Genomic DNA, 25,695 nt, shown 5'->3' with positions numbered 1-25,695 from the left:
ATATATTATGACATCACAAAAACAAAAAATTGGAAACTGGTTCAGAAATTCAATCTCGGCCAAAATGCTCAGTGTAGGGTTCTTGATTCTAATTCTTCTTATTCCCCTTGGTTTTGTAAAAGACCTGATCAGGGAAAGAGGATTCAGGCAAACCGAGGTCATTCAGGAAATAAACACCAAATGGGGTAACCAAGTAGTGCTCAATGGACCAATTCTTAAAGTTCCCTATACCATTTACATTGAGGAAAAGGTGTTTGACGAAAAAACAAAGACCTTTTTAACCTCCCAAAAACCAGAAAGACATTATGCCTATTTCTTTCCGCGGAAACTTGACATCAACTCCCAAGTGCAGACCAAACCTTTGGAACGCGGTATTTATGAATCCGTGGTATTTTCTTCCGAAAACCAAATCAAAGGGGAATTTGCCCAGCTTGACTTCTCCATAAAGGAAATTGAAGATGAAAACATACTTTGGGACAAGGCCACCCTTTTGTTCAAGACCAGTAACCTAAAAGGAATCCGAAATACGGTCAAGGTAACATTAGGGGAAAAAGACTATGATCTTAAGCCCAAATTCGACAATACCTACATGAACACATTGGAATCTGGCTATCTCTCTGATTTACAAGATATACAGGAGCACCCCATGTCATTTGAATCCAAAATAGCCATAAATGGAAGCAGTACTTTGCAATTTATTCCTATTGGTAAGGAGACCAATGTTGCCATGAAATCCAACTGGCACTCACCAAGTTTCAATGGTAACTTCCTACCTGACACAGAAGGCAAAAAGATTTCCAACAAAGGTTTTGAGGCCCAATGGAAGGTTTTGGAAACCAATAGAAGATTTGGGCAGTACTTTTTTGACAACCTCCCCGATTTATCCGACTTTTCCTTTGGAACCGAATTCATGGTTCCCATTGACGATTACCAAAAAACTGAGCGCACGAGCAAATATGGGTTAATGATCATTGGACTCACCCTTTTGGTCTTCCTTTTGATTCAAATCAGTAGTAAAATTGCCATCCATCCTTTCCAACATCTCATGATCGGATTGGCCTTGGTGATGTTCTACACACTTTTGATCTCCATTTCTGAGCACCAAAACTTTCTGATTGCCTATTTAATATCAGGAATCTCGGTGGTAGGGTTGATTACCGTTTATTCCCGTTCCATTTTAAAAAATTCGAAATTCACTCTTTTGATTCTGGGATCCATGTTTAGTTTGTATGCCTTCATTTTTGTTATTATTCAGCTGGAAGACTATGCTTTGTTGGTAGGTAGTATAGGGTTATTCATAATCCTGGGCATTATTATGTTCACCTCCCGAAGAATAGATTGGTCTGGTGGACAGGAATAACACCACAAACAGAAAAGCCATCCCGAAACTCTGGGATGGTTTTTTGGATTTTTAACATTTCATTGTTTTAATATTAAAACAATGTTTTCGTTAACAATCAAGCGGTTTGTTTCCTATTTTTGATAAAACCGTAGTCATGAAAATTCCAACCATCCTCTTAGCTCTTCTTTTTTCCGTAGCTTTTTATGCACAGGAGCATTCGCATCATAGTACAAAAGCCCTATCGTTTCCAGATGTACCGGGTTATAAAACCTTGAAAACCGACTTTCACCAACATACTGTTTTCTCGGATGGGAGTGTTTGGCCCAATATTAGGATTATGGAAGCCTTGCGTGACAATTTGGATGCTGTTTCGCTAACCGAGCATTTGGAATATCAACCACACTCTAAAGATATTCCACATCCAGACCGAAACCGAGCTTATGAAATTGCCATGAACGAGGCAAAAAATCATGATCTTTTGGTCATTGCAGGTTCAGAAATCACAAGAGATGCACCTGCTGGGCATAGTAATGCCATTTTTATTACCGATGCCAATCCATTATTGCAAGATAAAGCCGAAGATGCCTTTGCTGCTGCAAAAAAACAGAAAGCCTTTGTTTTTTGGAACCATCCTGCATGGCATCCACAAAATCCTACGGGAAATCCAAATTTGAGTGATTTTCAGAAAGCACGTATAAAAAATGGAGAACTGCACGGAATTGAAGTCATTAATGATGGGGATTATGCGGAGGAATCACTTGCCCTGGCCTTGGAACAAAACCTGACCATTATGGGAACCAGTGATATTCATGGGCTCATTGATTGGCATTTTAAAGAAAAAGGACATTCCAGACCTATTACCTTGGTTTTTGCCAAAGAACGAACAAAAGAAAGTTTAAAAGAAGCCTTGTTTGCAGGAAGAACCGTTGCCGTTTTTGATGATCTAATGGTCGGGAAGCAAGAGAACCTGCTGCCCTTACTCAATGCCTGTATCCAAGTTAAAGGAGCAAAGTACATTGGTAAAACTTCCGTTTTGAGAGTAACTCTTGAGAATGTATCAAGTACCGATCTATTGTTTGAAAATTTGATGCCTTATACGTTTTATTCAAATCCGGCGGTTTTTACCGTTCCGGCTAAAGGTACCAAAACGCTTCAAATCAAAACCTTGGAACGCATGGATAGCATTGAATTGAAATTAAGCGCTATTAGAACTTATATAGCACCAAGGGAGCATGCTGTATTGAGCAGAAACATTACTGTTGAGGAATAACAAACCCGTTGTTTATTTGGAAAGTAAAAATTGATAGTCCGTCAATTCGAGTTTTTTTCAAGGGAAAAAGTATCGAGAATGCGGGGCTAGCCCAATAGAATTCTTGTTTTCGATACTATTTTTTGACTTCGACTCCGCTCAGCCAACAAAAAATCACTCAAACTGACGAATTTCTTTCAAAATGTGGGATAGGTAAGAATAAATGTTTCCTGAAATTTATTTGGATTCCCGCCACTGCGAGAATGATATTTTACCATTATGCAACAGAAAAGAGGTGCGAGCCATTAATTTCCCTGTCAAAATCGACCTTGATCTTTTCAATAATGTCATAAGGTGTTTTTTCTGAAATCCAGATCCACTGATTTTTGATATCTACATCAAAATAAAAGTTGGAAAAATTGATGGGATGGTCACCATCAAACTGTGATAGCAGGAATTTGGTGATTCTAGGCCTTAACCGATATTCTAAATCGATACGGGCCTTCTTTAATGAAGGATTGTCATCACCGGAAATTATCCAATTGAATGTCACGCTTTTACTATAAGGACAAACAATATAGCAAAAAATAATGCTCTACCGACAAACCTGCGCCCTACTCCTAGACCAAGAGCGGTTATTCCCGTCCATCCACATAATCCTGAAGGTAGCTGTACCGTTCGGTGAGTTTTCCGTTTTGGGTCATTCGGGCGCGCTCCAAAATGCCATCTTCGTCATTATTGAAAAAGGCCGGTATCACATATTTTGAAAACGCTCCGCCAAAACCATTACTGGCGTCCCTTGGCAGTTCGCATGGGAGATTGTCCACTGCCATTACAGCAACTGCGTTTGGGTCTTTAAAATCCACTTCTTTTTCAGATTCTGGATCATAACCATAAATAGGGTCTGCAATGGTGCTTGGCTTAATGGTTGTGGCCACAGGGCCATCAATATCGCAGCTTACATCGGCCACCACCTTGATCTTAAAATCAGGATGTTTGGCATCTTCACGAGTGTACAAATAGGGTGCGCCATCTCCGTAGAAATGACCTGCAATGTAGAAATCCGTTACTTTGGCAAAACGGAAGAAATTGGATCTGTACTCTTCTGGATTTGCAAAGAAATCAGCCTTGTTTCCACGAACTCCATCTTTACGCTTGTTGTATTCCGAAGCATCTATTTGGCAATACACCGGCTCGTTGAACGATTCATTCAGGAATTCGGCCACAGTTACTTTTTTGAGCTCCATAGCATCCAACATTTCCCGGGAACCGTTACCTACCCTTCCCCTACCCGTAAGCAAGATCTTGATGTTGGGTAGTTTTACTTTTCGCAGTTCCGAAATCAATGCATCTTGATCTCTGAGTGTTTCCGCTTTGGGTAAATTGAACATATCGAATTTTAATCCGTACGCCCGGACTCCATTGTAAGCTCCAACAATTCCTGCATAGCGTCCGAAGGCTACCAAACGTTGTCCTTTAGTGTTGGTAATCACTTCGTGATCATACAGCTCAATGTTTTTGTCCAAAATAGCTTGAAGCAGTTTACGATTATAGGGCTGTTTTTTTATGGTATGGGAAAAGAAGAAATATTTTTTGTTCGGAATTAAAGCTTCAATAGGTACTTCTTTTACGCCCAGCATAACATCGCAGTCTTCTACATTTTGTGCCACGGAAATTCCCATATCCTTATATTCTTGGTCCTTGAACACACGAATAGGTGAAGATTCTACACTTATTTGTGCCTCTGGAAAGTTGGAAAGGACATTTTGACACTCTGTTGGGGACAGTACCACCCTGCGGTCTGGTGGGTTCTTTCGTTCTCTTATGATTCCGAATTTCATTAATTATATAACTTTTTGGTTAGTTATTGTTACAAACATAACTTTTAAGGTTTGGTCCTCAAAACTTTTTTTTTGGAATAGTTTTTGGAATACCTTTGCAAGCTTGCCTACCGAAACAATTGTAGGTAGGCCGCGTTAGGGATAGAGGCAAATACCCCGCCTTGGCACTGCTTTAGCAGGGCAAGCTTGTATAGCCGATAGCCCGGTGCTCCGAAACCCAAGGTCTTTGAAACCATTTGGTGAAAAAGACTGGTGAAGGAGCAAACGCCCACAAAAATAACATTGTTCTTTGATAAAAAAATGAGAAAGATTCCCGCCTTCGCGGGAATGACAGTTCTCATTATGGGGCCGACTGGTTTTGACAGCGAGACCAATTGGATTGTAAGCATGCCGAGCGCTGGGATATAGCTCGTTAATATCATTTTCCAAACTTTTAATTGGCGATAATAATTACGCTCTTGCCGCTTAATCTGAATTATAGTAAGATTAGCCTCGTCCTTACTAGGTAGGGAAGCGAGATGTTCCTGGATAGCCCTTGTTGACGGCGATCTGTTTAGGAGCACCAAAAAAGTCAACATAAGGGTGCCATGGCTTTGATGGTATCACCAAAATCTTAAGAAGCTAAGTGTACAATAGGCGGTCTTTGGTCGGTTGTGCATCGAAAATTGAACAGGGACTAAGCATGTAGAAAGCAGTGCGATTGCTTGTTTGGACGAGGGTTCGAATCCCTCCGGCTCCACTTTTAGAATACTAAATTAGAACAAAATCCTGTAAATCAATGATTTACAGGATTTTTTAATTTTATTCAATTTCATTTATACCTAAATAATATCAAATTTTAGGTGAGTTATTCGGTGAGTAATCAAAGTGAATTAATTACTCACCGATTTCCTTGTAATTTACTGATTTAATGCTAATTATGAAAATTATATTTTTATTTTTCGTATCTTCAATCCTGTTAAAAAAGGACTGAAAAATGAAAGATTCATTCTCACAGTTATTTTACCTAAAGGGCAAACACTTTGAAAAACACGTGAAAGTCCCAATATACTTGCGATTAACTGTAACTGGCAAGCGTTGCGAACTAAGTATTTCTCGCAAAGTTGATCCCGAAAAGTGGAATGCCAAGACTGGAAGAATGCGAGGTTCCGGGATGGAGGCTGTTCAACTAAACCAGTACCTGGACATGGTTCGGGCCAAAGTAAATAAAATTCATTTCCAGTTGGTTGAGGAAGGAAATCCATTCTCGGCATTGGATATCAAGAATATTTACAAAGGTAAGGATAGAGAGGTTAAAATGCTTTTGACAGTGTTTGACGAACATAACCGCCAAATGAAAAAACTGGTTGATAAAGAATTTGCCAGGGGTACCTGGAAACGCTATTTCACCACCAGAAATCATATTGCAGAATTCATTCGCCATGAATACAAACGGGAAGATTTGCCTGTCAAGGATGTTGATTTAAAGTTTATCACCCGATTTGAGTATTTCATGAAGTCGGTCAAAGACTGTAACCACAATAGTGCTTTGAAATATATCAACAATTTCAAAAAGATAATCCGCATGGCTGTGGCCAATGGGTGGCTAACAAAAGACCCGTTTTACAACTATAAGGTAAAATTCAAATGGGTTAATCGAGAATTCCTCTCTTCTGAAGAGTTACAAAACTTGGTTGATTTAGAAATCAAGTGGCCTCGAATCGATATTGTAAGAGACATGTTTGTATTCTGCTGTTATACGGGACTAGCCTATGTTGATGTTCAGAAATTGAATCAAGATAATCTTGTAAAAAACATAGATGGCAACTTATGGATTGAAGCCAAACGCACTAAAACAGATGCAAAGTTCAGTATACCCCTTCTTCCTACTGCTCTTGCCATCATTGAAAAATATCAAAACCACCCCAAAGTGGTCAATGGAGAATGCATCCTTCCTGTTTTAAGCAATCAAAAGTCAAATGCCTATTTAAAAGAGATAGCAGATCTCTGTGGAATTAAAAAGAATCTCACCACCCATTTAGCCAGACACACTTTTGCAACTACTGTAACACTTTCCAACGGTGTACCTATTGAAACAGTTGGAAAGATGTTGGGACATAAAAATCTAAGGGCTACTCAGCACTATGCAAAAATTGTCAATAAGAAGGTGGGTGATGATATGGCAATTTTGAAAGAGAAGTTGGTAGGTATGGAAAATAACAAGCAGACTAGAGAAGTTTAAAATAAATATATGTCAAAAGGCAAATCTTGGTTAAGAACCCTTATAGATCTCGTTGAAGTCTTTTTTAATAGCGCTCAGCGCGGTAAACGAGGCCGAACCTGGCACCAACATGTAGTACCCTACAAGGAAGGTTGGGCAGTACGTCGCGAAGGGAACCAACGTATTACCAGTAAACATCGAAAACAGAGCACGGCACTGCGTAAAGCCAAAAGTTTAGCTCGTAAATACAAAGCGGATGTCATTATTCACCGCGAAAGTGGCGGTATTCGAGACCGGATTAGTTATAGGGAGTAAACACAAAAGCGCCCGACATAAACAATTTAGAATAGTAATTGAATTTAGATTTTTCTTTACAAACTCTAATTTATATTTAGCCTAGCAACCATAGGCCCGATTGTTACTTTGAGTAATCAGATACAACAAACTCTTTACGAAAGGTGCAATTTGGAAAGAGTTAACTTTCATGAATATCAAATTCTAATTATACATAAGAAAAATTATAGTACAAATGTATTATTTAGTTAATAAGAGTGGTTTATCCATTTGATAGCTATAATGTAGTATTATATAAAATATCCCAGAAGCATTCGTTTTCATAAGAGTAATTGGAACTTGGGTCACTAAACTAATTAAGCAGTTTGCTTCGTAGAGTTTAAAAACATTTGTATCTATAATTAGCCGTTATGTAGAATAGCCACTCGGCCAACAACACATTGCTTTCATAAAAAATAAATGCTCTTGCATTTATTTTTATACGCAATTCTCAGCCGCTTGGCCAGCGCCATTAAAAGCTCAGCTTTTCGTTCTTATTGAATCGTTTAGTTTACTTGAAAATTTGGAGAAGAAAAATTTCAGGGGCTTTTCGTCAACTTGCCGCAAAAGCTTAAAATTTCTCTGCGAGTAAATTTCTAAGCACTTGCTCACATCCTCCTCCGAACCAGCCTCTTTTAAGAGCAATCTTAACATTATGTCAAATAGAATTGAAACTCTTTGTTGTTCTCTCCTTTCTTTTTTCTTGATAAAAAAGAAATAAAAAATCAAGAAGAAAATATGCTTCCGCCTGCCCTTTGTGTCTTAATCACTTCGCTATTTGGGCGTTTTACGCTCTAACACAAAGCCGTGGGCAATCGTTCTTTGTGTTAGCCACAAATTCACTCCCCTACCGGCCCGCATTTTCTTCCTTCCTATTATTTATTTCAAATATTTGAAGTTGTTTTTGCTTTAATTACTTCAAAGTACATTGTAACATAAAAGCTTTTCGATTTCATTTTCAATTTTTTAAATCTTTAATTTGATTTGTATAATATGTTTATGAATAATTTAAGTTTTGAGGATTTAAAACTATTGGTGATTGGGGATTTAATTTTAGATGAATACTTCTCAGGAAGTTCTTTGGATACAACCATCGAACTAACATCCCCAATAATCAAGGTAAAAGAAGTTAAGCAGATTATGGGTGGTGCTGCTAACGTTGCAAATAATATTAAAAGCATGGGGGGCGATGTTGTTTTGATAGGAGCCCTAGGCAATGATAAACACGGTGATTCCCTTAGAGAATTATTGATTGAAAAAAATATCGAAAATATTATTTTCAATTCTACTAGTTGCACAACATTTAAAGCCAGAGTACATGATTCCCACACTCAAATCGTAAGATTTGATATTGAAGAAAAATGCAAAATAGAAAAAGATATTTCTCAAGTCCAATCGATTATTGAAGGAGTAATCTCTGAGGTAGATGGAATAATTATTTCAGATTACAATAAGGGTTTCATGACTGAGCAACTAATTCACTATATCATGAGAATTTCTAAAACCAAAAACAAAAGAGTCTTTATTGATACGAAAAAAATTGATTTTGAACCATATAGAGGGGCGTATTTTATAACTCCTAATTTAAATGAGTTATCAAAAGTTTGTAAGACGTCCATACAGGATATTAAAAAGGAATTGATTTTTTATTCTGAATTAGTTTTAAAAAAATATGGAATTGAAAACATTTTAGTAACTCAAGGTTCTCATGGAATAACATATGTGACCAAGGGTGCTCATCAACAACATAGAGGAATATATGTCAAAGCTAAAAATACAATTGGAGCTGGCGACACTGTAATTGCGATTTTAGCAATGTGCTTGCTTAAGGGGTTTGAAATGTCTTTGTCCGTTAGGCTTTCTAATTTAGCTGCAAGTATTGTAATAAGTAGTATGTATGATTCTACAATTTCAATAAAGACATTGTTGTCAAAGGTTCAGAGTTCTTAGTTTATTGTTATTTTCAGTCTTTTGTTTAAATATACAAGTCGCAGCTTTTTTAAATAGTTGGTGGAGACTGAGACATCTCATAATTTACGAATGTTTAAAGATTAATTTCAGTTTAAAATTTATGAAATCAATAAATGATATTATCGTCAAATCAGCAAAAGAGCACCAGGAAGTTTTAGAAGTATTTTTAAAAGATAACATCAGTAAAATCGAACAATTATGTGAATTAATAGTTAATAATATTAGTATTGGGGGTAAAATTCTATTAATTGGAAATGGAGGCAGTGCAGCAGACGCAGAACACATAGCGGCTGAATTTGTTGGTAGATTTAAAAAAAAGAGAAAGGGATTTACTGCTTATGCCTTAACCAGCAGTGGTGCACTATTAACAGCACTAGGAAATGATTTTAATTTTGATAATATATTTAAAAGACAAATAAATGCTCTCGCTAGAAATAATGATCTTTTATTGGCTTTTACTTCAAGTGGTAAAAGTACAAACATTATTAAAGGTTTGGAAAGTGGCAAACAAATAGGATGTATTACTATTGGATTTTGTGGACAAAACTCTAGCTCGGTAGAAGAGTTTTGTGATGTCTTAATTAAAATTCCGTCATCGAATACTCAAAGAATACAAGAGACGTATATGTTTATATGCCATGTTATTATTGATTTGGTTGAATCAGTTTTTTTAAGTTCAGATAATGAAGATTAAATTAGATTATCTGTTTACCAACAAGACTGGAGATTAGCTGTTCCAATGCCTTAGTTTCTTTTCTCTTATCAATAATTTCAACTACTTTTTTTATTTTTTTATCCTTCCATTTGTATGAATAATATTCCTCAACAAAAAACTCTTTAATAGAACTTCTTTCATCTCGCTTAATGGTCTTTTTCAGTCTAGAAACTAAACTGTCATACACGTAATAAGCAACAACTTGAAAATCCCTATCTATTAAAAGATTTATTTCCTCTACGTGTCTAATTCCTGAAATCACAATTCTATCGTTTTTAATCTCTTCTATATTTTGGATTAAATGTGCCATTAAAAAAGATTTTCCAAGTAACTTATGTTTATTACTTACGTAATTCCTCAACCTTAAATTACTACAACCATCTTGGTTTCTTAACTCCTTAGCTATAAAACTCATTTCGTAATGAGTGAAATCATATTTCATTGCTAACTGTCGAGCTAGGTATGATTTTCCTGAGCATCTTCTCCCGCTTATTAGGACAAAAGTTTTCAAACCAAAAAGACTGCTATTGACTTAGTTAATAAATCAGAATTCCAACATCTTCGCTGAAAATACTCATAGCAAAATATTAAAAAAACTATTAGAAGTATTATAGATGTTGACCAAAGAGAAAATAAGCTGGGATAGAATTTTTCGCCATAAACCGGGAATATTTTAACCCAAATTGAAAGGAGAAATAGAATTAAGAAATTCATAGAATTTATTCTGGAAACTTTTTCTCTAGCGTATCTTTTCATTAAATCAGTTCCTACATCTTTGTTTTTGCTTAAAATGAAATATAGTAGCGTCCATTTATTATTTTTCTTTGAGTTTGGCACCAGACTTGAAGTGTCAATTTTAGCCACTATTTTATCGTACTTTCCTTTAAAATCAGGATGTTTAATAATTTTTTTGTTTATCCACTTAAGAGGTTTGCCAATTACTTTTTCTGACAATGCACTAACAGTTTGCCCATAAATATGAGATATCATCAAAAAAATAAATATTACTAGAACAGATATTCCTGTTGTTAGTTTCGTTTTATCCATTAGAAAAAATAATTCACCATCAGTGGAATCATATTGAGATAAACCTATCATAAGAAGAACGGAAAACAACATTGAAGATGCTACAAATGTTATATATTCATAAAAAGAGGTTTGTTGAAATGTACTTAATTGATCCATTATTCTAATATTTTTTCAATCACAGTCATAGAAGGTGAGCTCGTGTCTATTTCACACAATGCTCCAATAGGAAATATTGGATTTTCCCTATTCCCATGACCAAAAGATTCAGTTTGTATTATTGGAATGTTATATTTTTTCAGAATATCTGAAATAATTTCAAATGGACTTCTGTAATTCCATTTCTCATCAACACAAAACTCCATTGTTCCAACGACCATTCCACTTAACTTGCTTAGGAAACCACAATTATCTAACAAAGTCAGGTATTGATCTAGAATTTGCGGGGAAGCACTTCCAGATTCCCAAAAGAATATCATATTCTCAATATTGGGCATGTATTTGGTACCCACTAGCCCTAATGTAAATGTGCTTAGATTACCTCCTACTAATCTTCCCTTAGCTTTTCCATGTGAGATAATTTTGTCAATATTGTTTTTATTTAAAATTTTGACCATATACATGCCTCTTTGTAGATGCTTTAAGTCCGACCATTTCGATTCATCTAATTTTCCAACTACATTAGGGCCGACAAAGGAGATTAATCCTGTTTGTGAAAAGATTGCATTTAATATCAAGGTGCCGTCACTAAAAGCAGTAATGGGTTTTCTTTTCTTTCTGATTAGATTATAATCTATATGTTTTATTAATTGCGAAGAACTTTTCCCGCCCCATGATGCCATAAGTATATGAACATTATCATCATTTAGTAGGCTAGAAATATCTTTAACTCTTTGATCTACCGTGCCAGACATATAAAAATATGTGCTCTTGTAATTTTTGCTGGTTTTTACTTGAAACCCGCAAGATTTTAGGTAATTAATATTACGAATTAGCCTTTCTTCTCTTTTAGGGGTTATGGGTTCTGATGGTGTAAAAACACCTATAGTAGAGTTTTTGTTGATTTTATAAGGAAGAGTTATTTTCATCTATATAAAGGATTTTTGTTTTCTAAATAGATTCTACTTTTTTTATCTACCAAAAGTGTTTTAGGATGTGAGTACCATAATTCAGAAGAATTGAAATAAAAACTGGCAAAATCGCCCCACATTTCCTTTGCCTTTTCTTTAACTAGATTATTGATTTTGTTTTTTGAATAATCGAATTTTTCCGTAAAACACTTCACCAAAGGTTCGATAACATATTTACCTAACTTAAAATCGTAACTGAAGCTATGTCTCTTAAAATACAAGGGGTCTTTTTTCGATATGCATTTGTATTTTTTAGAATCAAAATTATTCTTCAAGCCTATATTCTGTCTAACGGTTAAGTCTTTTTCGACCCCCATTAAATCCCTAAAAACTATTCTATGAATATTAAAATCATTATCAATCTCCAAAAGCAGATTTTGAGCATTTATTTCTGGAATTAATCCATTGTATTTAACTAAGTTAATATAGTTCTCTATTATTGGATAGATTATCTTTTCAAGGAAAACTTCTTTTGGATTAGAATTAAAATTTAGAAGCTGGATTAGTATTTTGGAAGCATCAAGGTCATTAATGTCTTGAGAAAAAAGTGCGAAAAAGGGGATGAGATATTTTTTCAGGTCCAAGTGTGGATATGGTTCATACTCGCGTATGATAGCACTAAATTGTTCAGCTTCCTCTTCGGTGCAGTATGTATTGCAAAAAGGGCTTTTTAAAAAAGCAAAATTCCTAACATTATTCTTATCAATGTAGAATTCAAAATGTTTTGAAATTTCAACTTCAGCTATAGCTTTCCTGTATGGGAGTTTTCTTTTAACCCTGCACAAAACTCCATCATAATGAAGTTTGGAATAAAACTTGTTTTCATTTTTTACGGACAATAATGTTCTTGGGCTTGCGGTTGGGTAATTATAAAAAGAAGACAATTCGTAGTTCGGAAAACTATTCTTTATTTTTTTATAAAAGTCAGGGTGAACCGGGATACCATCAATTAGCTCTTTTAGATTTATCATGGTAGTGCCATAGGAATATTTTTTTACGCTATTTGGAAATATGATTGGTATTTTGAATTTTTCCTTACCAAAACGTGGAGAATAATCCTTAGAAGTGCTATATTTAAACGTAAAGCCACTTGGTGAACCGTCATTAACATACCTTTCCATATAAATCAGTGATTTTGATGGTGGGAGGTCTAAAATCAGTTCTAAATTCATATTAAAAGGATTACTTAGATTAATTAAATCCGCTTATTAAACTTACTTCTTATTTTTTACTTTAAAGAATTGATTCTATCATTAATATTTTTTCAAACCTCAAAATGATAGAAACCGATGCCATTCCACACACATTTTGCTCCACTGTTCTACCCTATTGGCAAAAAGAGTGTTGCATTACCTTTTTTGAAAGAGCTTTATAGTAGAAATTTTTCAGGAAGTACTGTGCCTACTTTCGCTTTTAACCAAAGTTCAAGTTACATAAAGCGGCACATTATAGTACAAATGCCTTTGTCGGGTTTTTAGCGGTTGGCTGTTGCTGATAATTTAAAAAAGCACAGTGAATAATTTAAAATGTGTAAGTGACAATTTAAAAAGTACAATCTGACATTTTAAAAAAATGTACAATTAACATCATTTTCAAACAAGTATGAAGCTTTTGGATTAACTATATGAAGTAAAATTCCATTCTCATATAGAATTTGTTTTTTTATGCCAATTTTGATTTCGAACTTACACTAGGCTCAATAAAGTTACTTTTTACACTAAATTATTCATTACCAATAACATAAAAAGAAGCTTTACTTATTAAACTTAAGTATGATTCAGTTGCCGCAAAAAGACGGCTTATTTCATTTTTTTTCTGTTCAGTTTGTGCCAGATATATAGTTTTTGAAAAACCTGGTTGAACGCATGAGACGTTAATATTGGATGTATAGTAAGTGTTTATTTTTTTTGCAGCTATTTCCAAATCTTTGATAGTTCCCTTACGCATTCTGGTTGGACTCCCTTGATTTATGCAGCGTCTTTCACGAGACATAAGAGTTTTAAAGAAGCTATCCCGATTATCAAGCCATCTAATATTTTTTTGTGCTTGACCACAAACCACAAGAAGATCTTCAAGTCTACACCCAGGGTTCTTTTCTTTTGAAGCTTTCAAATGAAATAAATCGATGGTAATATGCTCTTTTTCATCATCAATTTTGATAGCAACAATATCTGCAGTCTCACCACTGGCATCGTCATTAATCACTATATCATAATCTTTCTCTAATAGTTCATTTATATAATAATATTGAATAGACTCTTTGTGAGTTCGGCCTAAACCTTCAGACTCTTTTTTTATGTTAACTCCAACAAATTTGTCAGTGCTTATTTTATCAATTTCATATTGAATTTCATGCTCAAAAGCCTGAGCGTAATCTACTCCATCAAGCTGTGACCCGTCTATAAAAAACATTAAAGGTGGATGAGAATTAAGATAATCTACAAAACTCTGATAATCAGACTTAATTCTTATCGATACATCTTTGCCACTTGTCTGACTAATTTCAAATTTCCCTTTTTTAAGTATTTTGAAGGAATACGTATTAATGAATGTAGGAAGGTGTAGACTGAAAGTTAGTTCGGACTTATTTTGACTTTTAAACCTTAATTCAGAATCTAATAAATCAAAAGAGGTATTGTCATTTTCATGTAGAGTTACCTTTTCTGCGGAATAAAAATCTTCTGGCCATGCTATGGAAAAACATCGTGTATTGGGTATCTCGTTGGCCTCAATAGCTATAACCACACCTTTTAGCACATGTTCTGTATTTAATGAATCATCTAAAACATCGGTTGCGACCTCAATTGCCCATTCAATCATTTCTGGTATGAAAGTTCTCTTTCTTGCCCAAATACGTCCCTTAGATGAAACACCTATGTAAGACTTAATTCCATCAGAATAGGCTGTCCCTTGTATCTTTTTCTTAGTTTTTTTTATCAAATCAACCTTAGTAACTGCTTTGCCCGGGTTTTTGCCCATGTGGCTTACATAGGTCCTATCATTTCCTGCCAGTTCGGAAAGTCCAATGTCTTTTAAAATTATATTTTCATATCTGTTGAAAACTCTAAAGACCTTTTCTCCTCTGATTAGCTTAGGTTCTTCGCCTAAAACGGCTTTTGCTAGGGCCTTATAGTAATTGTTCCCAGTTTTGGAACTATGTATTATCAGCAGTTTTTTATCCTTTATCCATTTTAAAACATAAATATGACTTTCTGTGTCTTGGTAAGATTCTGAAATAATCCAATCAAGATTTTTCTTGTTACTTGTTACAATAACCAACGTATCCTTTTCTTGGTTTAAGTATTCTTCCATATGCTCTGGTTCCGGTCTAAAACCATCGATATAAAACTCAGGATACCATTCAGAATCAGTGCTCTGATACATAATAATGCTAAAAGATGATCTTACATTTTGAAAAGGAAAAGGGCTTTCCTTATCGAAAGATTGCGTGAACTCATATAAACTCTTTTGAGCATTAATTTTGCTTTCACTTATGTTAGGTATTAAGCTATTCCAGTTTCTATCTCCACTTAGCAATTGTTGTACCTCCTGATTATTGGATGTCTTTGCCGCGTTATAAACAAATGATGCCGGACCCAACTTGCTAGCTGTACGAGTATATCGTCCAATCAATTGAAGGGCAGTAGTTATATTGTTTCTGAAGTCATGGAAAGCCCCAATTTTAAGTTGCGGAAGATCAAACCCTTCCCCTAACATATCTACGCAAACTATAATTCTGTTCTTACCTGCAAGTATATTTTTAAGTGCTTCTTCTCTCTTTGTTTTTGACAACTTAGAGGTAATTAATATTGGATTTAAGTCAGCAAAATGTTTTTCATAAATCTCAAATACGTACTCGGCACGTGGGATTGTAAGCGTTCTTGCCATCAAAATATGTGGATGTTTTTGCAAGTCCGTTTTAAGTATTTCTACCGCCTTGGTCGCTATTGAAATATCATGGTTATTGTCATCCCACTCATATATGGGTACACTTTCTATTGTAGCAAAGTAACCTTCTTCTTGTGCCTTGGAAAGTGGATAATTATAGATTATTGGACTATGTATAAGTTTATGGTCATTACGATACGGAGTCGCCGTGAATAGGACAGCAGGTTTTTCCTGGAAGGCTACTTGAACTTTTTTCCATGTTTTCTGTGCCTCTGTATGATGTGCTTCATCAAAAAAAACATGTGAACAATAATCCACAATCTTATGTATAAATTCCTCGGGGATGTTCCTGAATTTAGCAGCAGTAGAAATAATTACATTACTGTTTTTAAATACTTTGTCGACATCCGAGCTCTTTTCCAGTTTAGTACTTCTATGTAAATATGAAAGTATTGGGTTCTGAGCTTTATTCGTAACTAATGATGGCGTGAGCTTTCTCAGAACCCCTAAGGTTTCAAATCTTTCACCTATCTGGTACCTTAGAGCATCTGTTGGCACAATAATTAATAATCTTTGTATCAGTCCGCCTACGAGTAGACTAATCATCGTATCAGTTTTACCTGTACCCGTCGGCATTACTACGAGAGCATGTTCATTTGACTCTGACCAATGGGATAATACCCGGTGATAAGCCCCCCACTGAGGAGTTCTCAACCCCTCAGTTTTTATTTTTCCTTTATTGTCAATTTCTTCCTTTCGAGGATAAAAATTTTGACGCCAGCTAGAAATAATATCAGTTCTATTCATGAAATATCCTTAATGATCAATTTTAACAAAGCAGGTCGATATTGAACTGCGATAATTTTGGGAGAAAAACAAAAGAAGTAGGTGGATAAATCGGAGTACTGAAATATATAAATAGATTGCCAGAAACTGTTGTATAAAAACCTTATAAATTCTACGGATTTTCTACAATTCCATGAATGATTTAAGGCTATTCTCAAATCTTTTACTCTCAACCCTAGTGTAATGTGCAGTATGCTTAGGGTCTCGATGACCTAAATAATCTTGAATTAATCTTAAATCATACCCCTATTAGCTAAATAAAATCCACAGGAGTGTCTAAGCTTATGGGGATGTACATTTTGAAGATTAGCTTTCTCCCCTACTCTATTGATTATGTAGTTAACCGCCTGCCTAGTCAAGGGAAGCCCTCTTTCATTGACAAACAACCAGGGTAGATTATCATCCCTTGAACTCAGATGCCTTTTGATTGCCCGCAGTTCGTCGCCTGCAATTGGCTGCTCTACCGAAAGGCCGCTTTTAAGTCGGTTTACACAAAGCCTGGACTATTTTAGATTAATGTCGGATTTCTTCAGGGAAACGGCCTCACTTACCCTTAATCCATGCCTGTACATCATGAATAAAAGAAGATAGTTTCTTTTTGGATATCGGGTCTTTTTGGAAGCCTCCAGAAGAGATTTAATCTCATCTGGCTCAAGTAGTCCTTACCCCTTTCATGGGCGTTTGTGGTCCTTTTTTTATCACTCTTTACATTTTGATTTCTTCTTAGTTTATGAGGTCTTTGAAAGGTACTCCAAAAAATCAACACTCTTTACAAAATCCGCTTTATGTAAAGAGTCTAATTAGAATATGGAGTCATTTTCATAAATGGTCCAAAGGTCCCATCAAACAGCCAATCTTTTTTTTGCAGAAAGAGTAGTCCCCAAATCTTACCCTTAAACTTTGCGCATGGACCCTGTTTCGATTTTATAGTGTGCAGATAGCTAAGCGTTAATTAAAATCGAAATAGGGCGCACTTGCCATGGAGTCAATTAATATTTCCTTTTCAAAACCCTCTTCCACCATCTTCTTCAAATAGAAACAAACAATATCAAACTAAATCCGCGAAAAAAGGTGGGTCAAAAAGAAACTAATTGCAACAAATAATATTTTTTACAGCAAAATTTTTCAGTGTTTATAAGGCCTACCAAGGTTTTTGCTGTAAAAAATTTTTGAGTTAAAATTTCAAAATCGCATAATCAATTGATTTTCAATTAATTAAAAAACGTAACATCGCGTTAGCGTGTTACCCTCTTGCTTTACATTCTTCGTCCTGCAAGCAGGACAAAAAACGTAAACACTACGTGCTTTAAGCACCTATTATATGAACACAGAATCCATCAAATTTTATGGAAACTTAGAGTTGAATGTTTCCGCCCATTCCTTAGTTATAAATGGATTCAATTGAATAGAAAATCTAATGTCAATAGCTTTTCTAGTAGGTTTTTTTGAATTCTCAGATTTTGGTGAGTTATTCGGTGAGCTGTAAAAATGATACCTTGAGAAACCAATGGTAAAGGTAATTCCAAAATTAGGTTCGGGAGTTTATACGAATGGGTTTTTAGCTCTAGTTGACAATCTTGGTTAGAAATAATTTAATCACTTTCTATTTTAGAATTATATAAGGTTATCAAGTTGCGAATAGAATAATGTAAGATAAGAACAGTAGGTTCAGAAAAATGAATCTCTCGTAACCCCTTCCTTCAATTTCATGGTCAATAAACCCATGAATGAGAATTAGCCCGAAGAAAGTGAAAAAAGTGAAAATAAAAAGATTCGGAAGTGTGTCTTCACTTTCGCCCCAATTATCTAAGAAAGTTCTAAATGTTATTGGTTCATATCTATTAATCTGTAAGTCTAATAACCGGTAGGTATGATATATTCCTAAACCAAAGAAATGTGGGATTATTAGTATTGGCAAAGCTAAAAGGATTTTAATGATCATTACGAAGGTGTTGCCCTTTATAAGAAAATTATCAAAATGTCGATACTTTGTATTATTTATAAGGTAATTGACAAAATCACTAATTTTTTCATCAACTGTCGAAAAAATTTTAGGGAATTTTATTTTAGTAAGCTTCTCTATCACGGAAGGCTTTGTGTTAACGATTAGATAAATCAATGTTCCCACAAAAAAAAATATGATTATGGCTTTGTTGATTCCTTTTAATTCTATCGACAAAGCATAAACATCTAATAAGAAGAAAGAAATCGAGATTATGGTCACCATTAAAAGGAGCCATCGAAACAAATTTTCGATTGTCAAAGAAAAATTCTCAATTACAAAACCACAGGTCAGTCCAAAACTGACAATTGGTATCCCCATCCCCAAAACGAATTGAACTAGTGAACTAATCATAAGATTATCGATTTTCGAATCGATTTTAACTTTGCATAGGAATTAATTCCAAGTACAAGGACTATAAGCCCTGGAAATACGGAACCAATTGTCGACAAAATAAATCTATAAAAAATAAGCGTGGTAGTAGCAGCTGGAAGCAGTACAATACTAATAAAGCAGAACATGGAAGCAATACCAGAGTGCATTAGTCCAATCCATAATATACTCTGATTTGGCTGTGGAGGATTTACTGCTACATACCGGTACAACTCCTTGAGATACAAATTGAGGTATAAAAGTGTAACAATTATTATTAAACTACCGAATATCCCAATGTGTTCACCTTCTATTTGAACACCCAGCAAATTGATGGGTGATGATTTTGGGGTTTTCTGTTTTATATCAGCTCCCATTCTCGATTTGGCTACCTGTATCAAATCTTTGATACTATACATCCATAACTCATTTTTGAACTTCATCAATTCATCGTAATTGCTATTAAAATATTCATAAGAAAAAGAGATAATCTCCCGTTTTGTAGTAAAAGGTACGTTAAATTCATATTCAACAATACTTGAGCCTTCTGGTGTTTTCACAAATACTTCTGAGGTAAATTTCACATTCACAAAGTCTTCATTTAACCATGTCGCTTTGGCCTTTTTGAGTGGAATACTACTTGAATCTGTTGTTGGCCAATCAACTTGTTGGTCTGATACCGGTTTATCAAGAAGGAGTACTTCGATTTGAAAATCTTCTAATCTGGTATATACATCTTCAATCGGTAAAATCTCATAGTTTACTATTTGTTTTGCATCAACAAAACAATATATGTCTTGAAGGATAAAATCTCTAACTACCATACTATCCCTATATCCATTGTTCGCATTTAATTGTTCCGATACGTAATTATGATAGGAAAGATTTGCGGGTTCATTAATCAACCTTAGACTAGGTTGCTCCTTATCGTTCATTGGACGATTATTCAGTTGTGATAGGTAGTAATCCAGGTGATTTAGCTGAGCAACCAGAATGGAATATTGTGTCCCTGCGATTGAACCTAAATAGAAAAGGGTTCCGCAAATAATTACAAGAAAATAATGTATAGTTCTGATATGTTTTAACAAATCCAACATTACAACACTCTGAGTAAAGGATGTTATTTATATCAATTAAGGCACTGCGTTCAACAGAAAATTACGAAAATAAATTATGGACAACACAAAACGATTAGTTATCCTTTATTGATTGTTTCTTCGCGTTTTCCTAATCCTCCCCTTCCAAAAATCAGTGTTAGGGCTTCCCTTATTACCTAGATCGTGTATAAAAATTCAGTAAGGGAATGTCAACAGCCACAAAGGCCTTAACCGAAAATGATAAATTGGAATCCACGTCAGTGGATACATCGGTAATACCGCGCAACTGCGGTCCCAGTTGCCCTCCCAATCCAATGGACACCGGCCATTTTGCAAGTCCCCACACATGATATACTCCTGGAGCAAAAATGTTCTCAAGTTTAATTTCTGGAAGTTTCTCGGTCTCACTGTCGCCAAACCTAAAACTTGTCACGGCTCCTAAATCGATTAGTGTAAAATACCATGTTGTTGAACCTTTCTCCGCATAGGTATTGGTACTTGCTTCGTAATCAAACCTTCCCTTACTGAATGCGACACCAATAGGAGCATTTACCCCAAGACTAAATCCATATGCATCCGTTTCACCATAATATTCTAGTCCGGGAGAAAGTCCAACATAGGCGTTTAGCGCGATATTTTGTTCTGTTCTTTTCTTTATGGTGGCACTGCCAGCTGGTAAGGCCACGGCTTCAATGGCCGCTTGTACCTGATCCGAATTTTCCGCTTCGGCCACGGTTGCCATAAAAGACCCGTACTTCAGGAATTCCTTTAAAAATGCACCATTGGTAACACCGACATCTTCCAGGAACACTCTTAGATCTGCTACTGCCGCCGAATAATTCCGCGAGGACAGATTATGGTACGTGTTTCCTGCACTGCTCGCTAAGCGCATAAACTCATCTATTTCTTTCTGATGCGAAATAGTAATTCCTAAAAGATTCAATTTTGAAGCATTTGAGAGGAACGAAACGATACTGGAATAAAAGGTGAAATAATCTGAATTATCCGGCTTGCCACCCGATATTTTGAGCGCTCTAATATTGGATACAGCTGAATTTACCTTATCTAATTCAAAGGCCATGCTTTTCAGGTAACTCTCAATAGGAAGAAGGTTGCTTGCTAAACCCCCAAGTAGTTGCCGCAGGGATTGCGGAACGCCCGCTGCTGTTTGAAATACAATTTTAGAAGATTCGTCCGACTGATAAAGGAGGCCCAGATATATTTTGAGGGTAGTTGGGTCACTAATGAGATTTCGAATTTCATTTCCCGAAATCCAAATTTTGTTTTCATCAGTGCTTAGCAGGTTATTTGAGATGAATGCCGTCAAATCTAGGACACTTTTGACTTCCCTAAAATTTGGGTTGCCTATTTTGTTTAAATCGGAACTTTGAGAGAGCATGGTTATTATTTCCGCCGGATTGGTCCCCCTTTTCAGTTCTTCCACCAGTGATAGGGCAGTTTTCAGCAGATAGCCGTTATCACTTGTAAAAAAGCTGGAATAAAACCCTATCCTGGCCCTGCAATTGGCATCTGCAGCTAAACAATTTACATTCTTCAGACCCTCGAGATTGGGAATATTGATGTGCAAATTGTCTAAATCCTTTAAAAAAGCCTGTCGTATTGTATTTAGATACGCAGAGAAGTTAAAACTATCGATAACACCAAAAGTTCTGATTGTATTTGGAAATACTATTTGAAGTTCTGGGAACTTTACAAATACTTCTTTGAACCGATCAAAAAATGCCACCGTTAATTCTTCTTTGGTTCTTTTTACCAAAAATTTGGCTAACCCATCAGCCACGGTGGTAATGCTGAGACCATCGGCTCCAACAGATGATACCCCTAAACCCTCTTGTATTACGCTTTTATCCAACACACTGGAACTGCCGCCAGCGTTGAAATACGTTTTTAAGAATGGGTTGTTTAATATATCAGTAGGTAAACTTGCTTTGCTAGGGAAATAAAACTTTAAAATCCTCCATGTTTCGTTATCCAAGGGCACCCCAGTTGCGCTATTATTTTCATACAACTTTGAAATTGTAAGCGCATCATAATATGCAGTTCTTACTTCATTTTGCGCAATGGCCTGGGTGGAAAAAAGGGATATTGCCAATAAAAAGGTTTTCAGAATTACCAGTAAGTGACGTTTCATAATTGCTAGAATATTGATTCAAAAATCGCTTTTGGTTGTATTAGTTTATATTGATTATTCGTCTTTAACGGAGCTGCAGTGCTCTTCAACAGATTTTTAATGCTATCACATGATATTGGTTGGTTTTTCTTTTTCAATGCTGAAATAATCAGTGCGCATATCCCGGATACTATTGCGGTGGCCTGACTTGTCCCACTAAGAGGAATTGGGTAATTTTCTTCTGTATACGATTTTATATTTGTCCCATAACAAAAAACATCGACAGCCGATGGAAAACAGGTATAGTTGGATAAACTATTATCGCTTTCACAAGACCCAACGGAAATTGGCACTTCATAGAATCCAGGATATTTTTTTGTGTTTAAATTTTCTTTAAAACCATCATTTCCAATTGCTGTGACTACTACTCTGTTCTTTGCTATATGTTTCTTAATTAGCTCTTCCATTGTGTTATCAGATAAGCCAAGGCTTTGACTTATTGATATCAAATCAATTTTATTATCATACTCTGCCTTTAAAAACTCTGTAAGCGCAGCGTTTATGGAAGCGGCATCTTTTAACCAACCGTGTTCATTAATTTTCCCGACAATCAGTTTTGACTGAGGTGCAATCCCGACCTCAAAATCGATAGGACGAGAAGCTATGAGACCTGCGCAATGGGTCCCGTGTCTTAGCTTATCGATGCTCTTGGTTGTTTTTGAACTTGCAACGAAATTCAAAGGGGCTTGATTCAAAGCATCTTTAAAAACATTAAGGTTGTCGTTAATGCCCGTATCCAGTATTAAAACATTACATCTATCCCCTTGTTCTTCGTACATACTCCAAATATGGCCTATGTCTAGCTTTTCAAACCAAAAATCAGATGAACTGGGTTCAGTTGGAATTGCATCTTTAGCATCTATACCACCACTCCAATAAAAATTTCCGGCTGTATCCTTATACCAGGTAGTAACGCCGTCGTAGAGATCTCCTTCATACTGGTTGCCGTCAATTTCCAAGATAGTCCCCGGGGCCAGGTACTGATAGTTAGGCGCATTGACACTTGGCTTGCCTACCCGGACATTTAAGTATTTTGTAACCGTTACCTTCACTACCCTACACGATTATTAATGGACACACTTCCTCTTTTTTGTGTTGCTTCTTGTGCCGATGCACTTTTTGGCGTTTTCTGTAAAGAACCTCGCATTCGAATTATCTTGTTGAGCACGTCGAACCAAAAAGGAGCGCCCAGAGAAATAGCTAGGGCAGTGATCAGATACCCCCAAAAACTATAAAAGAAGTAACCCAAGCCTTTAAATTCCGCATAATACAGGGTATCATTACTTTGATCACCACAACCTTCTTGTATAATTTCATAATAGCTCCCCGTATTTTCAGCCAGATAAGCACTCGGGAACGCTACTACGAACCGGTTATCATATAAGACCTGTTTTGAGGTTAATTTCTGCTTTACAACGACCACCTCCGCATCGGCAAGTTCTCGTTCAAAGTCCTTTTGTATCGGTAAGCTATCAATTGGCCGAAAGCCCAATATTTTAGTTACATCTTCAATATCGGATTCCAGTTTCCCTTTTATGGCCAAAAGACTGTCTAATTTGGCATCAAAAGCTGATTTGATGGAATCCTGCTGCACCTCCAACTTTTGGGCAACGGCTTTGTTGTCAGATGCCGTAGTGTCCTGAACTTGTGAGGGACGGTCCAATTCATTTATACGGTCAATCGCCGATAAATCCTTGGATTTGTTCATTTTATTTTTTCGATACGCGTCTATCAACTCCTTATTTTCTTCCACATAGGAGGAAGCCAGTGCTACGATATTTTCCCTAGCTTCTTTATCATTCGACAACAATTTGGCTATTGCGATAGAGTTGACGTTAAAGGTGGCGGCTATAACAAAACCTATTATAATCAGGATGATTTGCACTGTTCTTTTGTACCATCCTGTTACACGTTCCATAGTATTGTTAAACCAATCCTCCAGATTGACCTTAAATCTTACAAGGTCGTTTTGGGCATCATCCAAAAGCGATTGCAAGAATTCTCTGGTTTCTTTATCGATAAAGCCATTTTCCTGCAACAAGGTTTGTTGTATTCGTTCAAGATTGGACAAGTTGCCCCCCCCTTTCTCTTTGAGAATATCCAATAAAGCCTTGGAAAAATCAGATTCGCTGATATAGGAAGGTTTGGAGAAATATTGTCCGGAAGCCAGATACTTAATTACAGGCTGCTGATAGAATTCCTTAAGTAAGCCCTCTTTATCTTTTAAAAAATTACGTTTTAACCTTTGCAAGGAATCGGATCCCGCACGGTGAAATATGGTTACCGTTTTCTTTTTTACATCGCCCTCTCCCTCAGTACCGTTCTTTGGTTTCGGTTCATCTTGAAGCATTCTACTAATACCATGTCGTAAATTACGCGCCCGTAACCCCAAAAGGTTTGCTACAATTTCCTGGATAATTGAAGCTAATAAGCTGTAGAGCATATATATGAATGCCAACCCTATTACAACATCCAATGCAACACTTCCTGTCATCTTATTTATATTAAAATTACGTTTCTCCTTCCTGTCCTATATTATACCCCTAGTAGGCTATTAGTGGTACTTTCGTATTTCATAAATTGTTTCCAACCTTGTACCGACCAAGATTTCTTGCGTGTGTAGGAACATTCATATTAGACGGTTTCATGATTAGCTTGATATCATGAACTTAACCTAAAAACCTGTTAAAACGAACTGGGGTAAGATACTAAACCATAGCTCTATGAAGTTACCAAAAAACAACGTCATCCAAATTGTAATCGACTAAAAACCAATAATATGGATAAACGACAGGCGCAAAACAAGAACCATCCATCTATTATGCTTTTTGTTTAGTCTTTACTATGAAAAACCTCAAAAAAACTGTGGTTTTTAATCCTCATATTTGAACAAAAGTCTTAAGAATTAACAAGGTAATTTTCATTTTAAAAAATTGTTGGCTTTTGTTGATTTCTTTACCTATTTTCATGGTATTAGTTTGACTATAAGGATTGTACAAATACTAAACAATTTAGTTCCTAGCACAAAAAAAGACATGCAGCTAACAAAAAACTTTTACAAAACGGAATTCGAAAGCAATGATGGCGCGACAATGCCCGATGGTGTATTTGAGAACATCAAAGAACTCGCAAACAACCTTCAAATCATTAGGGATTACATTGAAGAACCCTTGACAGTAACAAGCGGGTATCGAAGTCCAGAACACAATTTAAAGGTAGGTGGTGTTCCAAACTCGCAGCACCTGTTAGGAAAGGCAGCCGACCTAATTGCCAAAGATCTCACCTCCAAACAACTTTCTCGAATTATTGAAAAACTAACCGTGCAAGGGCAAATCGCAGAAGGTGGAATTGGTTTGTACAATGGCTTTGTTCATTATGACATTCGGGGAGCTCGTAAGCGTTGGAATTATTCTACTAGGTATCGCGACTTTTACAAATAACTTAAAAACTTTCCGCAATTTTATGTGAGAATTAGAACATAAAAGCTGTTTT

18 protein-coding genes, 1 other RNA gene and 1 pseudogene are annotated in these 25,695 nt (G+C 35.9%); 8 read left to right on the top strand and 12 right to left on the bottom strand.

Annotated features, from left to right (window positions below; translation table 11 throughout):
- Positions 1-7 precede the first annotated feature (7 nt).
- The gene (creD, locus tag ACOQO1_RS03680; RefSeq protein ID WP_420601512.1) at positions 8-1,360 is read left to right on the top strand and encodes a cell envelope integrity protein CreD; all 1,353 of its coding nucleotides are present in this window, start codon (positions 8-10) and stop codon (positions 1,358-1,360) included.
- Positions 1,361-1,496: 136 nt separating this feature from the next.
- Positions 1,497-2,612: an Sb-PDE family phosphodiesterase gene (locus tag ACOQO1_RS03675; protein ID WP_420601511.1), complete on the top strand. Its 1,116-nt coding sequence runs from the start codon at positions 1,497-1,499 to the stop codon at positions 2,610-2,612.
- A 256-nt stretch (positions 2,613-2,868) separates the two neighbouring features.
- Here ACOQO1_RS03675 and ACOQO1_RS03670 read toward each other — a convergent pair whose 3' ends face one another.
- The gene (locus tag ACOQO1_RS03670) at positions 2,869-3,144 is read right to left on the bottom strand and encodes a hypothetical protein (RefSeq protein WP_420601510.1); all 276 of its coding nucleotides are present in this window, start codon (positions 3,142-3,144) and stop codon (positions 2,869-2,871) included.
- A gap of 82 nt (positions 3,145-3,226) precedes the next feature.
- The gene (locus ACOQO1_RS03665; RefSeq protein ID WP_420601509.1) at positions 3,227-4,432 is read right to left on the bottom strand and encodes an NAD(P)-dependent oxidoreductase; all 1,206 of its coding nucleotides are present in this window, start codon (positions 4,430-4,432) and stop codon (positions 3,227-3,229) included.
- 344 nt (positions 4,433-4,776) lie between these two features.
- Between ACOQO1_RS03665 and ssrA the strand changes: the two genes are divergently transcribed.
- From ssrA to ACOQO1_RS03640, 5 genes are all read left to right on the top strand, one after another.
- Positions 4,777-5,174: a transfer-messenger RNA gene (gene ssrA, locus ACOQO1_RS03660) on the top strand.
- A 234-nt stretch (positions 5,175-5,408) separates the two neighbouring features.
- The gene (locus ACOQO1_RS03655) at positions 5,409-6,653 is read left to right on the top strand and encodes a site-specific integrase (RefSeq protein WP_420601508.1); all 1,245 of its coding nucleotides are present in this window, start codon (positions 5,409-5,411) and stop codon (positions 6,651-6,653) included.
- Positions 6,654-6,662: 9 nt separating this feature from the next.
- Positions 6,663-6,947 carry a DUF2188 domain-containing protein gene (locus tag ACOQO1_RS03650; RefSeq protein WP_420601507.1) on the top strand — a complete coding sequence of 95 codons (285 nt, stop codon included), beginning with the start codon at positions 6,663-6,665 and terminating at the stop codon, positions 6,945-6,947.
- A 1,017-nt stretch (positions 6,948-7,964) separates the two neighbouring features.
- The gene (locus tag ACOQO1_RS03645; RefSeq protein ID WP_420601506.1) at positions 7,965-8,915 is read left to right on the top strand and encodes a bifunctional heptose 7-phosphate kinase/heptose 1-phosphate adenyltransferase; all 951 of its coding nucleotides are present in this window, start codon (positions 7,965-7,967) and stop codon (positions 8,913-8,915) included.
- A 121-nt stretch (positions 8,916-9,036) separates the two neighbouring features.
- On the top strand, positions 9,037-9,630 hold the full coding sequence (locus tag ACOQO1_RS03640; RefSeq protein ID WP_420601505.1) for a D-sedoheptulose-7-phosphate isomerase: 594 nt from the start codon (positions 9,037-9,039) through the stop codon (positions 9,628-9,630).
- A gap of 1 nt (position 9,631) precedes the next feature.
- Here ACOQO1_RS03640 and ACOQO1_RS03635 read toward each other — a convergent pair whose 3' ends face one another.
- The 10 genes and pseudogenes from ACOQO1_RS03635 to ACOQO1_RS03590 form a co-directional block, all read right to left on the bottom strand.
- Complete coding sequence (locus tag ACOQO1_RS03635) at positions 9,632-10,066, bottom strand: hypothetical protein (protein ID WP_420601504.1); 435 nt, start codon at positions 10,064-10,066, stop codon at positions 9,632-9,634.
- 92 nt (positions 10,067-10,158) lie between these two features.
- A complete protein-coding gene (locus ACOQO1_RS03630; RefSeq protein WP_420601503.1) occupies positions 10,159-10,836 on the bottom strand; it encodes a hypothetical protein in 678 nt (225 codons plus the stop codon).
- On the bottom strand, positions 10,836-11,765 hold the full coding sequence (locus tag ACOQO1_RS03625; RefSeq protein ID WP_420601502.1) for a S66 peptidase family protein: 930 nt from the start codon (positions 11,763-11,765) through the stop codon (positions 10,836-10,838). The genes ACOQO1_RS03630 and ACOQO1_RS03625 overlap by 1 nt, the downstream gene beginning before the upstream one ends.
- On the bottom strand, positions 11,762-12,979 hold the full coding sequence (locus ACOQO1_RS03620) for a hypothetical protein (protein WP_420601501.1): 1,218 nt from the start codon (positions 12,977-12,979) through the stop codon (positions 11,762-11,764). Before ACOQO1_RS03620 ends, ACOQO1_RS03625 begins: the two co-directional genes overlap by 4 nt.
- A 550-nt stretch (positions 12,980-13,529) precedes the next feature.
- The gene (locus ACOQO1_RS03615) at positions 13,530-16,502 is read right to left on the bottom strand and encodes a DEAD/DEAH box helicase (protein ID WP_420601500.1); all 2,973 of its coding nucleotides are present in this window, start codon (positions 16,500-16,502) and stop codon (positions 13,530-13,532) included.
- Positions 16,503-16,774: 272 nt separating this feature from the next.
- Positions 16,775-17,185, bottom strand: a pseudogene (locus ACOQO1_RS03610) (tyrosine-type recombinase/integrase); the annotation flags it as partial.
- 1,708 nt (positions 17,186-18,893) lie between these two features.
- Positions 18,894-19,850, bottom strand: coding sequence for a hypothetical protein (locus tag ACOQO1_RS03605; RefSeq protein ID WP_420601499.1), 957 nt, complete (start codon positions 19,848-19,850; stop codon positions 18,894-18,896).
- Positions 19,851-20,184: 334 nt separating this feature from the next.
- Positions 20,185-22,164, bottom strand: a complete 1,980-nt coding sequence (locus ACOQO1_RS03600) for a hypothetical protein (protein WP_420601498.1) — start codon at positions 22,162-22,164, stop codon at positions 20,185-20,187.
- Positions 22,165-22,169: 5 nt separating this feature from the next.
- On the bottom strand, positions 22,170-23,162 hold the full coding sequence (locus tag ACOQO1_RS03595) for a S8 family peptidase (RefSeq protein WP_420601497.1): 993 nt from the start codon (positions 23,160-23,162) through the stop codon (positions 22,170-22,172).
- A gap of 92 nt (positions 23,163-23,254) precedes the next feature.
- Positions 23,255-24,697 (bottom strand): hypothetical protein, encoded by a 1,443-nt coding sequence (locus ACOQO1_RS03590; RefSeq protein WP_420601496.1) that lies wholly within the window; start codon positions 24,695-24,697, stop codon positions 23,255-23,257.
- Between the two features lie 541 nt (positions 24,698-25,238).
- Between ACOQO1_RS03590 and ACOQO1_RS03585 the strand changes: the two genes are divergently transcribed.
- Positions 25,239-25,643, top strand: coding sequence for a YcbK family protein (locus ACOQO1_RS03585; RefSeq protein WP_420601495.1), 405 nt, complete (start codon positions 25,239-25,241; stop codon positions 25,641-25,643).
- Positions 25,644-25,695: the final 52 nt, after the last annotated feature.

The organism is Flagellimonas sp. (assembly GCF_965222555.1).
In the GTDB taxonomy this organism is placed as follows: Bacteria; Bacteroidota; Bacteroidia; order Flavobacteriales; family Flavobacteriaceae; genus Flagellimonas.
This window is presented reverse-complemented; position numbering and strand designations above follow the sequence as displayed.

What these genes read in the sequence shown, in the direction of transcription:
- creD (WP_420601512.1), top strand. Translation starts at nt 8, where the DNA reads ATGACATCACAAAAACAAAAAATTGGAAACTGGTTCAGAAATTCAATC.
- ACOQO1_RS03675 (WP_420601511.1), top strand. Translation starts at nt 1,497, where the DNA reads ATGAAAATTCCAACCATCCTCTTAGCTCTTCTTTTTTCCGTAGCTTTT.
- ACOQO1_RS03665 (WP_420601509.1), bottom strand. Translation starts at nt 4,432, where the DNA reads ATGAAATTCGGAATCATAAGAGAACGAAAGAACCCACCAGACCGCAGG.
- ACOQO1_RS03655 (WP_420601508.1), top strand. Translation starts at nt 5,409, where the DNA reads ATGAAAGATTCATTCTCACAGTTATTTTACCTAAAGGGCAAACACTTT.
- ACOQO1_RS03650 (WP_420601507.1), top strand. Translation starts at nt 6,663, where the DNA reads ATGTCAAAAGGCAAATCTTGGTTAAGAACCCTTATAGATCTCGTTGAA.
- ACOQO1_RS03645 (WP_420601506.1), top strand. Translation starts at nt 7,965, where the DNA reads ATGAATAATTTAAGTTTTGAGGATTTAAAACTATTGGTGATTGGGGAT.
- ACOQO1_RS03640 (WP_420601505.1), top strand. Translation starts at nt 9,037, where the DNA reads ATGAAATCAATAAATGATATTATCGTCAAATCAGCAAAAGAGCACCAG.
- ACOQO1_RS03635 (WP_420601504.1), bottom strand. Translation starts at nt 10,066, where the DNA reads ATGAGTTTTATAGCTAAGGAGTTAAGAAACCAAGATGGTTGTAGTAAT.
- ACOQO1_RS03630 (WP_420601503.1), bottom strand. Translation starts at nt 10,836, where the DNA reads ATGGATCAATTAAGTACATTTCAACAAACCTCTTTTTATGAATATATA.
- ACOQO1_RS03625 (WP_420601502.1), bottom strand. Translation starts at nt 11,765, where the DNA reads ATGAAAATAACTCTTCCTTATAAAATCAACAAAAACTCTACTATAGGT.
- ACOQO1_RS03620 (WP_420601501.1), bottom strand. Translation starts at nt 12,979, where the DNA reads ATGAATTTAGAACTGATTTTAGACCTCCCACCATCAAAATCACTGATT.
- ACOQO1_RS03615 (WP_420601500.1), bottom strand. Translation starts at nt 16,502, where the DNA reads ATGAATAGAACTGATATTATTTCTAGCTGGCGTCAAAATTTTTATCCT.
- ACOQO1_RS03605 (WP_420601499.1), bottom strand. Translation starts at nt 19,850, where the DNA reads ATGAACGATAAGGAGCAACCTAGTCTAAGGTTGATTAATGAACCCGCA.
- ACOQO1_RS03600 (WP_420601498.1), bottom strand. Translation starts at nt 22,164, where the DNA reads ATGAAACGTCACTTACTGGTAATTCTGAAAACCTTTTTATTGGCAATA.
- ACOQO1_RS03590 (WP_420601496.1), bottom strand. Translation starts at nt 24,697, where the DNA reads ATGACAGGAAGTGTTGCATTGGATGTTGTAATAGGGTTGGCATTCATA.
- ACOQO1_RS03585 (WP_420601495.1), top strand. Translation starts at nt 25,239, where the DNA reads ATGCAGCTAACAAAAAACTTTTACAAAACGGAATTCGAAAGCAATGAT.